This window comes from Nannocystis sp. RBIL2 (genome assembly GCF_026626745.1).
GTDB lineage: Bacteria > Myxococcota_A > Polyangia > Nannocystales > Nannocystaceae > Nannocystis.
Genome location: NZ_JAPNJW010000002.1, coordinates 5,077,588 through 5,091,220, shown reverse-complemented (window position 1 = coordinate 5,091,220; position 13,633 = coordinate 5,077,588). Strand labels below are relative to the sequence as shown.

Below are 13,633 nucleotides of genomic sequence, written 5' to 3'. Positions count from 1 at the left end.
CCTGTCTCGAGAGACAGGCCGCTCAGAAGGTGCAGACGCCGATGAAGGCGCCGACCTGCGGGACCGGGGCGCCCTCGCGGTGGGCGAAGTCGTAGCCGAGGCGGACCTGGCCGCCGACGATGCCTCGGCGGGACGAGCCGAAGCGGAAGCCGACCCGGCCCTCGACCTCGACCATCGGCGAGAGGAAGCGGACCGCGAAGCCGCCGCCGACGCTGGCGAAGCCGCGGCCCTTGGCGCCGAAGCTGGTCAGGGCGGTGATGTGATAGCGGTGGGTGAGCAGCCCCGCGAAGTAGCGCTCGGCGAGGCCGGTCGACAGGGTGAACTGAAAGCCCAGGGCCCACGGGCTGTGCTTCAGCCGGGCGCCGAAGAAGAACGGGAGGTTGGCCGACGGGAGGTAGCTGAGGCCGAAGGTCGGGCCCGGCAGGAAGGCGAACACGAACCGCGACTTGGCCGCGGGCGCAGGCGCGGGCGGATAAGCTGGCGGAGCGGACATGTCCTGATGGACATAGACGGGCCCCGGCTGCGGCGCGGCGTACGGGTCGGCGGGGGCGACGTTCGGGTCGGCGGGCGCGGGAGCGGGCGCGGGCGGCACGTCGGCCGCGGCAGGAGCCGCGGGCGCAGCCGCCGGAGCGGCGGGCGCGGGCGCTGCGGGGGCGCTCGCGGCGGGCGCGGCCGGGACTGCCACGCCGGTGTCGGTGGCCGGCGCCTGCAGCTGTCCGAAAAGACCTGTCACAAAGAACATGCTCTTAAAAAATGCGATATGGGAGATCACGACGCACCTCCGACGGCGGCGCGGCGACGGCGGCCGTACGTGCCGATCCACAGCAATGGGGCGAGCAGCCACAGCGCCAGCGGCGAGGCGTTGCCGCTCACTGCGCAGGGCATGTAGACAAGCTCGCGGTCGTACTCGCCGCGGTCGAGGCGGAGCGTCTCGCCGCGGGCGCCGTTGGCGGCGACCGGGGTGAACTCGAGGCCGCCGCGGGTCGGCGGCATCTCGATCGTGCCCGTCCAGGAGTCGGGGCCGTCGAGGGCGAACACCTGGCCGTCGTCGTAGAGCACCTCGACGTAGCCGCCCTGGCTCAGCCAGGTCTGCTCGTGGTCGAGCTGCAGGTCGAGGTAATCGCCGGTGGAGCAGCAGCCGTCGTCGCCGCGCTTGTACGCGAGCTCGAGATCGTCCAGCGAGCCCGGGGCCTCGGCCGGGGCCGGATCGAGGCGCGAGCGCACGACCGTGTTCTGGCCCTGCCCGTCGTTGCCCTCGGGGCCGTTGGCGTCGCACTCGAGGACGTAGGTCCGGTTGGGGATGAGCGAGCGCGCGGGCACGTAGCGGACGATCACGTCGGGGTAGTTGCCGTCGGAGACGTACGAATCGTCGACGTTGCAGTGCCCGGCGCCGTCGAGCTCGACCGCGACCGGGATGACGTCGTCGCCGCGCTCCAGCCGACAGCCCGAGGGCGCCGCGAAGTCGTACGCGCAGCTGCGCAGCTCCCAGAACTGGGCGTCGACCGGGAACTCGTGGCTCGCGTCGTCCAGCGAGCCGGGCCTCCTCGCCCACTCGGAGTCCCAGGCCGGCCCGTCGCAGGAGAGCGCCGCCGCGGGCCGCTCGGGGAGGACGAACAGCGCGGCGCAGGTCAGTCCGGCCAGGACCCTGGCGCGCGCGGTCGAAGAGATGTTCGCAGGGGTGTACATGATGGGCGTCACCGTCCGAGGGTGGAGTCGCCGCAGCCGCGGGAAAAATTGCGGCGGGCGAATTTCGCGGCCTAAGGGGCTACAGGAGGCTTTTGCCGAGGTTTCGCCGGGCGGGCGAATCGGCGCGGCCGGGCCCAGCATAGCGTGAGTCAGGGCGCTGCGGCGGGCGCACGCGCGAGCGACAGACGCGAGGGTAGGGCGCCGGCGGGCCACGATGCGTCCGCTGGCGTGGTGGGGCTGGGGGGTAATCCACCCGGCAACGCTCGCTCGGGCGCGAGGCGTGTCGCTCGAGAGATCGCCCGGCCCCGCGCGGGGGTGCGGGAGCGAGGTCGCGAGGGTGCCAGCGAGACCCGACGGCACGCCATTGTCGCAGGGGACAATGGACGCATTGTCCCCTGCGACGACTCGCTGCCGTGACATGTCGACGGCGCCAATTGCCTGGATTTGTTGAAGCACGATTGCGGCATGGCGGGTGCTTCGTCGAGAGCGTCGCGGTCTTGCCGGGCGCTATGTCCGGCGGCGAGGGCCGCGGTTTTTTTTGTGATCGACCGAAATGACGAGCGCTCCGGCGGGAGCGCGAAAGGACCACCATGAAAAAACTGACCCTGATGGCGTTCATGATCGGCGTGTGCTTCGCGGCCTTCGGCGCCCCGCAAGCCTCCGCGGTGACCTGCGAGCAGAAGTGCGGCTCCGCGTACGCGGCCTGCCTCGCGGCCGGCAACTCGCACGCGATCTGCCAGAACGACCGCGCCGAGTGCCTGCACGACTGCCTCTAATCGCGAGCCTGGGGACACCACGCGCCCGCTTCGAGCGGCCCGCGGGAGTTCTGCCGGGCCGGCGATCCGGGTAGGATCGCCGGCCCGTGACGTCGCCGTACCAGCCCACGCTTCACCGCTTGCCCGCCGACACCTCCGGTCGTTTCGCGGTGCTCCGCGAATTTCTCCTGCGCTGGCACGGGCTCGACACCGGCCCGGTGGGGCGGACCGTCGCGGCCGTCGACGAGGCCGAGGCGCGGGTCAAGAAGCAGCTCCCGCTGGCGGTGCGCGAGTGGATCGTGCTGCTCGACGACATCCGCCGGCTCGGCGCCTGGACGGACGTCCTGCGCGACGCCTGGGCCCTCAGGCAGGTGCCGGGGCGCCAGGCGTTCTCGCTGCTGGTGTCCGGCGAGAACGATCGCCACTGGGGGCCGCAGTTCCGCGACCTCGGCCGCGAGGACCCGCCCACTTATGATTTCGTCGCCGACTGGAGCGGTGATGGATCCGGGTTCAGCCGCGGTCGTGCGGTCGCGCCGCGGGTGTCGACGTGGGCGATCGAGTTCCTCGTCCGCTACCTCTACCTCAGCCGTTCGCTGCAGATCGAGCTCTCGGCCTCGGAGTCCGAGCTGGCGCGGCTGCGGTCGCTGGGCCCGGAGGTCGCGGCTTCGCGGATCGGCGGCAGCGAGCTGTTCGAGTTCGACGGCGGGCTGATCCACGTCGAGCTCGGCTCCGCCTCCGGCCACACGCTCCGCTGCTACGCGCCGTACCGGGAAGCCGACAATTCGGGGTACTACGCGGCGGCCGGGGCGTTCAGACAGCGCATCGACGCGATGCTCGGGCGGGTGTGACGGGTCCGATGCGAGGACACGGCCCGTACGAGGGGGCGAGGAACGGGAGGCCGGTCCTGCGGATCGCCAGGGCATGGCTTTTTGATGCGTGTACCCGTGACATGTGTCGATGACACATGTCAATCGGCGTCGCGCTGTCCGTTCCGCCGCGCCGTTCGGGGCGAACGGCGCGATCAGGCGATCGCTCGCGGCGCCCGTCTCACGGGATGTCGCAGAGGGTCTCGCCGTCGCTCAGGCCCTCGCAGCCGAAGCACGGCGAGCCCAGGAAGTCGTAGCAACCGTCGACGGGGACCAGGGCGGTGCAGTTCGCCTTGCTGGTGATCGGGACGCCGAGAGTGTCGTACCAGATCTCCTCGATCGTGTACGAGCGGCCGGCGACGCCGACGTAGCCGCGGCCGACGTCGCTGTCGATGCCCTGCAGCCAGACGACCAGCTGGAACTGCTGCTCGGCGGCGATGGCCGCGGAGGCGCAGTCGTGGGCGGTCTGCCACTCCTCGACGGTGCTGTTCCACGGATCGACGATGCCGCAGTCGAGCACGTCGCCGCCGTGCGCGTGGGCCCGCTCGGTGGTGATCTCGACGAGGTCGCAGACGAGGCCGCCGGTGGTGGTATCCGTGGTGGTGGCGTCGGTGGTGGTGGCGTCGGTCGTCGTGGTGGTGGCGTCGGTGGTGGCGTCCGTCGTGGTCGGGGCGGTCGTGCCGGTGGGCGGGTCGGTGGCCGTGCTCGTGGCGTCGGTGGTGGTCGACGCATCCGTGGTGGTAGCGGTGGTGTCGCCGCCGGTCTCGGTGCCGGGGGTAGTCTCGGTGGTGGTGTCGCCCGGTCCGGTGCTGCAGGCAGCCAGGAGCAGGACGAACGCGAGAGGACGAGAAGGACAAGCGAGGAACATGGGCGCAGCCTAGCAAGGCGGCGGCGCGGCCCAGAAACTTTGTTCTGCGGCGGCATCTGGCTCCAACTGCCACGGGACGCGGTCGCAGCGGGCTTTCAGGGCGGGCCGGAGACGGGTCGTCGGTGCCGCGCTGACGGAGAACCGACCTGACCGAATGAACATGCCTTGAAAGACATGTCCGTTGGTTTGTTCAGCGCGAGACGCGCCCGGACCTGGACATGCGGTCAGCGTGGGAGGACGTTTTTTCCGGCGAGCAGGGCGCCGGGCGAAGGGCTGTTAACCTCGAGGGCGGGGCCGGCGTCTTGGGGGGCAAAACGGAGTCGCCCATGGACGTCGAGCTCGAAGCCATCCTGATCCCGCTCACCTTCTTCCTCCTCATCGGGTTCGTCGTCCGCCAGACCCGCCTGCGGGCCGAGCACGAGACCCAGCGGCGGTTCGAGCTCGGGGTGCGGACCCTCGAGCGGTTCGGCGACCCCGAGGCGCTGGAAAAATTCCTCGGCGGCGTGGCGGGCCAGGAGTTCCTGCGCCTGCTCGACCAGGGCGAGCCGCCGCTGCAGCGCCGGCTGCTGCGCAGCGTGCAAGGCGGCATCGCCCTGTCGGGCCTGGGCGTCGCGTTCCTGGTGCTGGCGGCGGCGCTCGAGGGCTACGGCGACATGCTCATCCCCGGCACGCTGTTGCTGTGCCTCGGTGGGGCGCTTCTCCTCGGCGCCGCGGTGGCGTACAAGCTGGCGCAGCGGTGGGAGATCCTCGGCGGCCGCGGCCGCGTCCCCGGGGCCTCGCCGTACCGCGATCCGGCGAGCTCCTGAGCTCGAGGCTTCATGGACGAGGACCGATTCCAGGCGCTCTACGCCGCCACGCACGCCAGGCTGTGGGCCTACGTCTACCGCCTGACGGGCGAGCGCGCCGCGGCCGACGATCTGGTCCAGGACAGTTATTGTCGGCTGTTCCAGCTGCCGCCCGGCCGCGTCCGCGCTGGCGCCGAGCGGGCCTATCTCTACCGGATCGCCACCAACCTGGTCACCGATCACCACCGCCGCCGCACCCGCCTCGGCGCCCGCCTGCGCGAGCTGCTGCTGGCCCACGAGGCCGCGCCGCCGCGGGCGCCCGAGCCCGGCGAGGGCAGCGAGCTGCAGGCGATCTTCGACCGCCTGCCGCGACGCGACGCCGCGCTGTTGTGGCTCGCGTACGTCGACGGCCACGATCACGCCGAGATGGCGGAGATCCTCGACGTGCGGCCGGCGAGCGTCCGCGTGCTGCTCAGCCGCGCGCGCGCGCGGCTGGCCGACCTCCTGCAAAACGAAAGCAAGGACCACCATGCGTTCCCATCCGCCCTCGCGCCCTCCCGCGGCCCCGGCTCCCGCGATTGAACCGGCTCTTCTGCCCGCCGATCCGCGCGAGCGGGCGGTGGCTGTCTTCATGGACAGTCTGGCTCGCAGCCCGTCGCCGCGGCCGCGCGTGGTCGATCCGGTGGGGCTGATGCGGCGGGCGCCGCTGGTCGACGCGCTGGCCCGGCTGCGCGCGCGCGAGCGCCGGGTGCTGGCGCCGGCGATCGCGCTCGAGGTGCTGGCATTCTCGGCAGCAGCGGTGGTCAGCCTGCAGGTGGTCGGCCCCGCCGCGCCGGGCGGCCTGCTGCGCACTCTGGTCGAGGCTGCGACCCGCTTCGCCTGGGCGCCCACGGGCCTGTCGCTGCTGGTGGCCGCGCTGCCGCTGCTGTGGTGGATCGCCGAGGCCGGGCGAGCGGGAAGACGAGCTGTCCCGAAGAACATGGCCTGAAATTTCTTCCTTGATGAGTGGCACTCGCTGTCGTGTGAGCCGCGCGGGTCGTGAGCTCGTCGTGGCGTGATGGACATGTCTCTGGGGACATGTCGACTTGCGAGAGAGGTCATGTGCGCCGGGTCGCGGGCGGGCTCGGCGACGACGCATCCCGTTGCCTCGGGCCCGTGCGAGCCGCGCTGGTCCGACAAGACGAATCGGGGATCGACATGCCCCGGAGGGCATTGTCGAGGGCGAGGCTCGCTCACGTCGCTACGGGCGGACGAGCGTGTTGTTTAAGTGATATGTCCCCGGGGGCATGTCATGTCGTCCGTCGAGACGCGGACGAGTGACATGTCTTTGAGGACATATCATTTCTGCTCGGGGGCCGGCGCCGGCGCAGTGTCGGGCGCCTTCGGGCCGCCCGCGGGAGGCTCGGTGGGAGCGGGCCCGGGGTCGGCGAGGCAGGTGGGCATGCCGTTGGCGTGGGCCTTGTCGCGGTACGTCTGCATCAACAGCGAGTCATGGAGCGGGCCGTCCTCGGCGTACAGCTCGGCGAGCCGGCAGCAGGCGTCGGCGATGTTCCGCCGGTCGCACGGCTTCTCGAAGTAATAGATGGCGGTGCCCGGGGTGGACTCGAGGTAGAGCAGGCCGATGCCGTAGCAGGACCAGGCGTTGCCGCGCTCGCACTGGGCCAGGGCGCTCTTGCTCGGCGTCTCCGAACGCGAGCGCCGGAGCCGCTTGACCGGCGGCCGCTCGGGCGTCGGCGCGGCCACCTCGTCGGTCGGCGGCGGAGCGGCCGGCGTCGCTGCGATCGTCGCCGGGGTGACCTCGGCCTGCTGCGCGAACATCCAGCCCGGAAACACGGACGCCTCGCACTTGTCGGACGTCAGGACCTCCTGCGCGACCGGCGGCGGATACGAATAGCGGATGATCAGCGGGATCGCCCCGAGAGTCGCGACCCACAGCGAGAAGAACACGAGGTACGGGGCCCAGCGGTCGCGCAGCCGCCGGCGCTCGGGCGGGCGCAGCAGGCCGGCCAGCTCCCGCGTGGCTCGCGGGTGGCCGGGGTCGAGCTGCAGCACCTGGCACAGCCGCTCGATCGCCGTCTCGCGGTCGTGGTTGTGCAGCGCGACCACTGCGGTCTCGAGCGTGTCCTCGGCGGCCTGGCGGCGGGTCAGTCGCTCGCGCATGGCCACGCACTCGGGGCGCTCGGCGAGCGGCGGGGGAGCGCCCATGAGCCGCGCCAGCGCCTCGGCGGGCCGTCCGGCGTGCTCGAGCTCCTGCACGTCGCCGAGCAGCTGCTCGAGCTGGCGCCGCTCGAGCTCGGCGTCGAGCTGCAGCACCTGCTCGGCCTCGCCGGCGCGGACGAAGCAGTCGCGGGCCTCGCGGAGCTGCCCGGCCGCGAGGTGCCGCTGGCCGCGCTCGCGCAAGATCGCCGCGCGCCCGACCACCGCCTCGTGGGTGCGCGGCGCGGCCTCGAGGATCTTCTCGTAGATCGCCAGGCGCTCGTCCTCGGTCTGCGGGGCCGTCGGCTTCTCGACGCTCTGCAGCAGCAATTGCACGTAGCGCGGGCCGATGGCGATCGGCTGGGTCGGGTACAGGCTGGCGAGCAGGTGGATCGCGTCGTCGCGGCGGCCCTGGTGGACGTAGACGTCGGCCAGCAGCAGGGCGGCGCCGACGTGGTTGGGGTTCATGCGCGGGTCGTTGAAGATCGACTCGAGCAGGGCGGCGATCGCCGCGACCCGCTTGGGGTCGAGGTCGCCGGCGCCCTGCCACATCTCGCTGGCGCGGCGGAAGAAGTCGTTGGCGCGCGGCACCAGCTCGTCGAGGCACTCGCGCACGGCCGAGAACGGCTGGCACTTGCGCACCCACAGCCGCAGCAGCTCGACCTTGAAGCTGTACTTGCCGTCTGTCTCTTCGAGCAGGTCCCACTCGCGCAGCAGCTGCGGCGCGGCCGACAGCTGGCTGATGATGATGCGCACCCCGCTGTCGCGCAGGACCGTGGCCATCTCGTCGACGGTGACCGCGCGGCTCTTGTGCTCGGCGATGGCGGCGGCGACGACCCGGCAGGCCGGGGTGATGCCGTCCCACAGCCAGCTGAGCATGCCGTGCGACTCCTTGAGCGCGCCGGGCACCAGCTCGTGGACCATCGCCGCCGAGACGAGCGGGTTGTGCGAGCGCTGGACCGCCTGCCAGGCCCGCGAGCCGAGCAGCTGGGTCAGCAGCGGGTGGCCGCAGGTGAGGTCCCACAGGACGTCGCGCGCGCCGTCGCCCCACATCAGCGAGCCGTCGCGCTCGCCGAGGTCGAGCAGTTGGTCGAACTCGAGCCGGCTCAGGGTGGACACGTGAATGACCGGGACGCCGCGCAGCAGCGGGCGCGCCGCGCTGTCCAGGTCGTTCATGGTCCGCCCGGCCGCGTAGACCGCCGCGAGCTGACCGCCGGCCTCGCCCTGGAGGATGTCGGTGAGCACCGAGTAGAGCTCGTGCGAGCGCCGCTCGCCGTCGGGGGCCGACAGCACGTCGAACTCGTCGAACAGGAACACCAGGCGGTGGCCGTCGGGCAGCGAGCGCAGGCCCTCGCGCAGCCACCCGCGGAACTCGCCGATCGACGCCTCGCCGCCGGTGAAGGCCGGGAACTTGGCGGTGCGGGCGATGACCTCGGCGAGGTCGCCGAGCAGCTGCGCGGCGGTCATCGTCGCCCGGCCGTGGAGGTCGAAGTAGATCGGCCGCCACGGCCCCATCGCCGGCAGGCGCGAGTGCAGCTGGTGGAGCAGCGAGCTCTTGCCGATCCGCCGTTGACCGAACAGCAGGATGCCGACCTCCGTCGGGCTGCCCAACAGCAGGTCGACGCGGGCGAACATGTCCTCGCGGCCGACGAAGGCCGGGGTGTTGCCGACGGAGTTACCGACGATAAATGGATTAGCTCGGCGAGACATCACAATAGAGGTCCTTGAAATATTCGCCCGCGCCGCCCGCGAACCGCTCGCGGTGGGCGTGGACGAAGGTGTAGAGCGGCGCGAGCGAATAACCGTCGGCGCCGTGGATCATGAGTCGGGACAGGAGGTCGGGGGCGCGCAGGTGGTCGCGCAGCCAGCCGGTCAGCGCGCACGGACGGATCTCCCAGCCCGGCGGCGACACGCTCGGCAAAAGGAGTCCGCTGTCGGCGAGTCGCTCGAGCGCGCTCTCCATCGCCGCCGTCGACGGCGGCGCGAGTGAATCGCCGGGGTCCTGCAGCGCGCGCAGCTCGTCGTCGCCGAGGGCGCCCTGCCGGCGCAGGTTGGCGAGCACGGCGGCGACGCACAGCCGGCGCCGCAGGAAGCTCTCGGTCTCGACTGCGAACACGGCGTCGGTCTGCATGTCGCTCGGCAATTGCGGGACCGCGTCCTCGCCGAGGACCTCGGCGACCGCCCGCTTGAGCACGATCCGCGGCAGGCTTTGAAAGCAGCGACTGACTGCGGCGGCGCGCTGGTGGTCGAAGGCGAGGGCGGGGTCACCTGGCCGATCGAGCAGCTCGCTGCCGGGCACGGTGGAGCGGCAGGCGTGGCCGGCGCAGACCTGCAGCAGGCACCAGCGCTCGTCGCTGGCGAGCCGGGCCCAGAAGCCGCGGAACAGGTGCCCGAGCTCGTTGCGCAGGAGGTGCAGGGTCTGCTGGTGGCGGACCGTGGCGCGGGTGCCGGGCAGGGCGGCGCGGTTGACCCGCAGGTGGCCGGAGGCGAGCAGGTTGAGCAGCTTGGGCTGGCCGCCGGCGCAGCGGGCGATGAAGGCCCGGTCGCAGTCCGACAGCCGATCGCCGGCCAGCGCGAGGACGTACTCGACGTCGCGGCTGCTCAGGGGCCCGAGCCGCTGCTCGCGATACGTATTGAGGAAGGGCGAGCCCCAGGCCTCGCCGAGCTGCCGGCCGAGAGTGACCAGGTCGGCGGCGCTGGTGCTGACGAACTTCAGCACGCGCATGCTGGCCAGAGAGCGCAGCATGCCGAGGAACTCCGGGGTGCGCATCTGCTGGCGGCTGAGCAGCTCGTGAAAGTCGTCGAGAAGGAACACCGGGGCCGGGCGGGCCAGACCGTCGCCGTAGCTGCGCGAGAGGTCGAGGTCGAGCCGGTCCCCGAGCTTGTGCCACAGCGCCGCCGGGGTGATGTCCTGCGGCAGCCGCAGCGCGTCCATGAACGCGACCCGCCGGCCCCGCTCGCGCAGCATCGCCTCGATCCGCCGCAGCAGGGAGGTGCGGCCATTCGGCAATTCGCTGACGATGACCAGACTGTCGCCCACGTTGTCGATGCACGACCAGGCGTCGGCGAGCTCGGCGTCACGACCGACGAACTCGCCCGACAGACGCGGTCCGATGCTGAACGGATCGTTCACGCCGCGACTTCACCACGGCTCTTTGCGGCTGACAAGGTTGCCAATGCAAGGAACATTGCAGGCTCCCACGCGCTGCTCGGACATTCGTACGCCTTTGCTGCGCGACAAAGCATGGAGGGGAGAATGGTGGCGATACAACGTTCCACCCGCGAGCGCGTGGCGGCGAGGACCCGGGCGCGAGGCGACGACGGCGGACAGGTGGTTCGCGGCGAGGGCCGGCGAAATTCGCGGCCCGGCCGGGGATCCGCGCGGCCTCCCGTGTCGTCATTCGCCGCGGTCGGCCGCGCGGCGCGGGCGAGCGGGGCATCGCCGCGCCCGTCACCGGACCGGCGCCCGGCGCCGCCGCGCAGCGAGCGGCGACATATCGGGCGCTCGTGGATGCGGGCCGCCGGTGCTGCCGAGGTCGGCAATCGTGACAGCAGACGGTGCGCGCATTCTCCCGTCGAAAGGCGTCGGCCGTGTGATAGGCTGCAAAACGGCGCGCGTCTGCGGTGTGCGCCGAAAACACGAACTTTAGCGAAAGGGCTCGGGATGTCTCAGAGCGAAGCCGACACGATCCTGACTTTGGTCCACCTCTACGCGCTGGCGATCGACACCCAGCAGTGGGACCTGTTCGACGAGGTGTTCACGCCCGACGTGATCGCCGACTACGGAGAGGGCGCGGTGTGGACCGGCCGCGACACCTTTAAACAGATCTTCGCGGTCATCCACGCGGTCTACAGCGGCACCCAGCACACGATGTCGAACACGCTGTGGGACTTCCAGGGCAACGAGGGCTGGGCGATGACCTACGGGCACTTCCGCCTGATCAAGCCCGGGACGCCCGGCGGCGACTTCTGGGAGGGCCAGGGCTACTACGACGACCGCCTGGTCAAGGTGCACGGGAAGTGGCGGATCCAGCACCGCATCAACCGCATCACCTGGTCGGGCGGGAACCCGAAGGTGCTGGAGACGACACCCGGGGTGCCGGTGGTGGTGCCGATCACGTCGCTCCACGACATCGGCGGCGACCTGCGCTTCCTGAAGGAGCGCAAGCCGAACAAGTGAGCGGTGCCCACATTGCCGGCGCCGGTCGCCCTGAGCGACCGGCGCCGGCCGACGCCGCTCAATAGAGCGACGAATAATTGGTCTGGTGGTGGAACACTGTGATCTCGCCGTCGCCGTCGAGCGCGAGGGCGGCCAGCCGCTGCGCGCCGGAGCGACCGTCGACCGCCAGCGCCGAGACCGCGCCGGCATCGACCGTGCCGGCGCGGCCGAGGTTGCCGTCCGAGTCGACCTGGAACGAGATCAGCGACATCACGCCCGCGCCGGTGCGCAGGCCGAGAGCGGCGTCCTGCGCCCCGGCCCTGGCCGACGACAGCTCGCTGGCTGCGCCGGCGTCCCACTGGTCGACGCGGCCGAGCAGGCCGGCGCTCGAGATCTGCCAGGTCTGGACGCGCAGGCCGGACGGGGTGGCGACGGAGACGAGGGCGAGCTCGCGGCTGCCGAGGCTGCCGGTGACCGTGACGTCGACGTCGGCGGCGGTGAAGGCGGTGTTGGTGGCGAGGTCCTTGACCTGCTGGGTGTCGACGAGGGTGACGCTGGTGCCTGCAGTGTCGATCTGCCAGGTGCGCAGCCACACCGTGTCGTCCGCGCTGCGCTGTTCGACGGTGACCACGCCCTTCCACGCGCCCGAGGACTCGCTGACGCCGCGGCCCATGACCACGGTGGCGACGTCGACGTCGTCGATCGCGGTGCTGTGCGAGGCGCTGGCGCGGCGGTCGACGGTGAGCTCCTCGGTGCCGGTGAGGGTGACGCCGTAGTTGATCACGGACAGCGCGCCGGTGCTGTTCTGGAAGGCGACGACGGCGCCGTCGTGGGTCGGCGAATAGGTGGCCTCGATCTGGCCGACGCCTGCGGTCGACTCGGTGCGGCCGACGCCGCGGACTGCGTCGGCGAGAGCGTTGACGTAATAGGGGATCAGCTGCAGCTTGTCGGCGCCGTTGCGCACTGCGACGAGGGCGTGGCCGGTGGTGCCGTTGATCCGCGACACCGCGACCTCGCCGACTGCGCCCTCCTCCTCGCCGACGCCGAGCAGGACGTCGGTCGAGGTGAACTGCATGGCGTTGACCGCGAGGTTGCCGGCGCTGTTGCGATAGGCCGCCACACCGCCGAGCTCCGTCAGCGCCAGCGCCGGCACCGTGCCCGGCTCGATCTGCAGCTTGTCGACCCGCTCGCCGATCGGGTCCGGCCACAACAAAAAGTCGGTGGTGCCGTCGATCGGCAGCTCGGTGCCCTGCAGCCGATCCCAGTCGCCCGGATCGGGCGCGACCCCGGGGGTACGTACCTGCGACCAGCCCTCGCGGAACTCGGAGGCCGACTTGCGCGAGCAGTAGTTGCCGGCCGGGTCGGTGGTGAACTCGGACACGCCCATGTGCAGGTGGACGCCGTTGGTGTTGCCCGACAGGCCGACGCGGCCGACGAACTCGCCCTTGCGCACGGGGATCGGGGCGATGCTGCGATTGTCGAGCCGCGCCCCCTCGCGCAGCGCGGCGTTCCAGCCGAACAGGCTGCAGACCTTGGGGTCGTCGTCGAACAGCATGGTGTCGGTGATCGGGCACAGCGCGGCGGGGATCGAGTCCTGCCGGAAATGGTTGAGGGAGATCAGGTGGCCGTCGGTGGTGCGGATGACGACGTGGTTGCCGCCGGCGACGCAGCGGTTGGACGCGCCGGAGGTGCCCGGGCAGGCGGCCGGCTCGCTGCCGTCCTCGTTGTCGTCGGGCAGGCGGCGGAAGCAGGCGACGATGTCGCCGTCGACCGGAGAATAAAGCGGGAGGTCCCAGCCGACGGCGTCGCTGCGGCCGTACGGGAGGGTCGCGTCGGCGCGGTACCACGAATAATTGCTGGTAGCGGCGTCCCAGCGCATCGCCGAGATGTCGAGGTCGCACACCCCCGTGCCGGTGCAGTCGTAGTCGGCGTGGCCTGCCGTGCGCATGTATGAATGAGCCGGCAAGGAGTCGCCGCGCCACGGCACCTTGAGATCGTAGGCCTGGCCGACCATTGGTGCCAGAGCGCCGATTGTCAACAGGATGGAGGGGAACAGCAGTCGAGACGAGAAGGTCATGCGACCGTCGGCCAAGCAGCTCTCGTTCCATTGTAATTGTTCAACGATCTTCGGAGCGCCGCGAGAATCGAGGGCGGCGCACGGCCGGGGTCCCATGCGACGAGTTCGAAGATGTCCCCGGGGACATTCGCTCGGGACGCCACCGGGGCATGAGCGGGGTCGGGCCCCCTCATGCCCCGGTCGCGGCCGCTAGTTGCCGATGACGCTCTTCGCCATCTCGTTGCCGGCGCGGAGGCCGGAC

Annotated in this window: 12 protein-coding genes; 6 read left to right on the top strand and 6 right to left on the bottom strand. The window is 71.3% G+C overall.

Features of this window, described 5'->3' with window-relative positions; translation table 11 throughout:
- Window positions 1-22: 22 nt before the first annotated feature.
- Together OV090_RS45120 and OV090_RS45115 are read right to left on the bottom strand one after the other, a co-directional pair.
- On the bottom strand, window positions 23-772 hold the full coding sequence (locus tag OV090_RS45120; RefSeq protein WP_267711169.1) for a hypothetical protein: 750 nt from the start codon (window positions 770-772) through the stop codon (window positions 23-25).
- A complete protein-coding gene (locus tag OV090_RS45115) occupies window positions 769-1,686 on the bottom strand; it encodes a hypothetical protein (protein ID WP_267711168.1) in 918 nt (305 codons plus the stop codon). The genes OV090_RS45120 and OV090_RS45115 overlap by 4 nt, the downstream gene beginning before the upstream one ends.
- 590 nt (window positions 1,687-2,276) lie before the next feature.
- On the opposite strand from OV090_RS45115, the gene OV090_RS45110 reads away from it, so the two are divergent.
- Together OV090_RS45110 and OV090_RS45105 are read left to right on the top strand one after the other, a co-directional pair.
- On the top strand, window positions 2,277-2,462 hold the full coding sequence (locus OV090_RS45110; RefSeq protein ID WP_267711167.1) for a hypothetical protein: 186 nt from the start codon (window positions 2,277-2,279) through the stop codon (window positions 2,460-2,462).
- Between the two features lie 86 nt (window positions 2,463-2,548).
- Window positions 2,549-3,289, top strand: coding sequence for a hypothetical protein (locus OV090_RS45105; protein WP_267711166.1), 741 nt, complete (start codon window positions 2,549-2,551; stop codon window positions 3,287-3,289).
- A gap of 199 nt (window positions 3,290-3,488) precedes the next feature.
- On the opposite strand, the gene OV090_RS45100 is transcribed toward OV090_RS45105, so the two are convergent.
- A complete protein-coding gene (locus OV090_RS45100; protein ID WP_267711165.1) occupies window positions 3,489-4,175 on the bottom strand; it encodes a hypothetical protein in 687 nt (228 codons plus the stop codon).
- 326 nt (window positions 4,176-4,501) lie between these two features.
- On the opposite strand from OV090_RS45100, the gene OV090_RS45095 reads away from it, so the two are divergent.
- Genes OV090_RS45095 through OV090_RS45085 form a run of 3 tightly spaced genes read left to right on the top strand, consistent with a single transcriptional unit; the run spans window position 4,502 to window position 5,948 of the window.
- The gene (locus OV090_RS45095; RefSeq protein ID WP_267711164.1) at window positions 4,502-4,981 is read left to right on the top strand and encodes a hypothetical protein; all 480 of its coding nucleotides are present in this window, start codon (window positions 4,502-4,504) and stop codon (window positions 4,979-4,981) included.
- 12 nt (window positions 4,982-4,993) lie between these two features.
- A complete protein-coding gene (locus OV090_RS45090; protein WP_267711163.1) occupies window positions 4,994-5,542 on the top strand; it encodes an RNA polymerase sigma factor in 549 nt (182 codons plus the stop codon).
- A gap of 49 nt (window positions 5,543-5,591) precedes the next feature.
- Window positions 5,592-5,948: a hypothetical protein gene (locus OV090_RS45085; protein WP_267711161.1), complete on the top strand. Its 357-nt coding sequence runs from the start codon at window positions 5,592-5,594 to the stop codon at window positions 5,946-5,948.
- Between the two features lie 350 nt (window positions 5,949-6,298).
- Here the strand turns inward: OV090_RS45085 and OV090_RS45080 are convergent, their stop codons facing one another.
- Complete coding sequence (locus OV090_RS45080) at window positions 6,299-8,866, bottom strand: ATP-binding protein (RefSeq protein ID WP_267711160.1); 2,568 nt, start codon at window positions 8,864-8,866, stop codon at window positions 6,299-6,301.
- Window positions 8,850-10,289, bottom strand: coding sequence for a hypothetical protein (locus tag OV090_RS45075; RefSeq protein ID WP_267711159.1), 1,440 nt, complete (start codon window positions 10,287-10,289; stop codon window positions 8,850-8,852). Before OV090_RS45075 ends, OV090_RS45080 begins: the two co-directional genes overlap by 17 nt.
- A 531-nt stretch (window positions 10,290-10,820) precedes the next feature.
- Here OV090_RS45075 and OV090_RS45070 point away from each other — a divergent pair.
- Window positions 10,821-11,336, top strand: coding sequence for a nuclear transport factor 2 family protein (locus tag OV090_RS45070; protein WP_267711158.1), 516 nt, complete (start codon window positions 10,821-10,823; stop codon window positions 11,334-11,336).
- A gap of 58 nt (window positions 11,337-11,394) precedes the next feature.
- On the opposite strand, the gene OV090_RS45065 is transcribed toward OV090_RS45070, so the two are convergent.
- Window positions 11,395-13,392 carry a hypothetical protein gene (locus tag OV090_RS45065; RefSeq protein WP_267711157.1) on the bottom strand — a complete coding sequence of 666 codons (1,998 nt, stop codon included), beginning with the start codon at window positions 13,390-13,392 and terminating at the stop codon, window positions 11,395-11,397.
- Between the last annotated feature and the right edge of the window lie 241 nt (window positions 13,393-13,633).

Coding starts and splice junctions, on each gene's coding strand:
- OV090_RS45115 (WP_267711168.1), bottom strand. CDS start 1,686: ATGTACACCCCTGCGAACATCTCTTCGACCGCGCGCGCCAGGGTCCTG.
- OV090_RS45110 (WP_267711167.1), top strand. CDS start 2,277: ATGAAAAAACTGACCCTGATGGCGTTCATGATCGGCGTGTGCTTCGCG.
- OV090_RS45100 (WP_267711165.1), bottom strand. CDS start 4,175: ATGTTCCTCGCTTGTCCTTCTCGTCCTCTCGCGTTCGTCCTGCTCCTG.
- OV090_RS45095 (WP_267711164.1), top strand. CDS start 4,502: ATGGACGTCGAGCTCGAAGCCATCCTGATCCCGCTCACCTTCTTCCTC.
- OV090_RS45090 (WP_267711163.1), top strand. CDS start 4,994: ATGGACGAGGACCGATTCCAGGCGCTCTACGCCGCCACGCACGCCAGG.
- OV090_RS45085 (WP_267711161.1), top strand. CDS start 5,592: ATGGACAGTCTGGCTCGCAGCCCGTCGCCGCGGCCGCGCGTGGTCGAT.
- OV090_RS45080 (WP_267711160.1), bottom strand. CDS start 8,866: ATGTCTCGCCGAGCTAATCCATTTATCGTCGGTAACTCCGTCGGCAAC.
- OV090_RS45070 (WP_267711158.1), top strand. CDS start 10,821: ATGTCTCAGAGCGAAGCCGACACGATCCTGACTTTGGTCCACCTCTAC.
- OV090_RS45065 (WP_267711157.1), bottom strand. CDS start 13,392: ATGACCTTCTCGTCTCGACTGCTGTTCCCCTCCATCCTGTTGACAATC.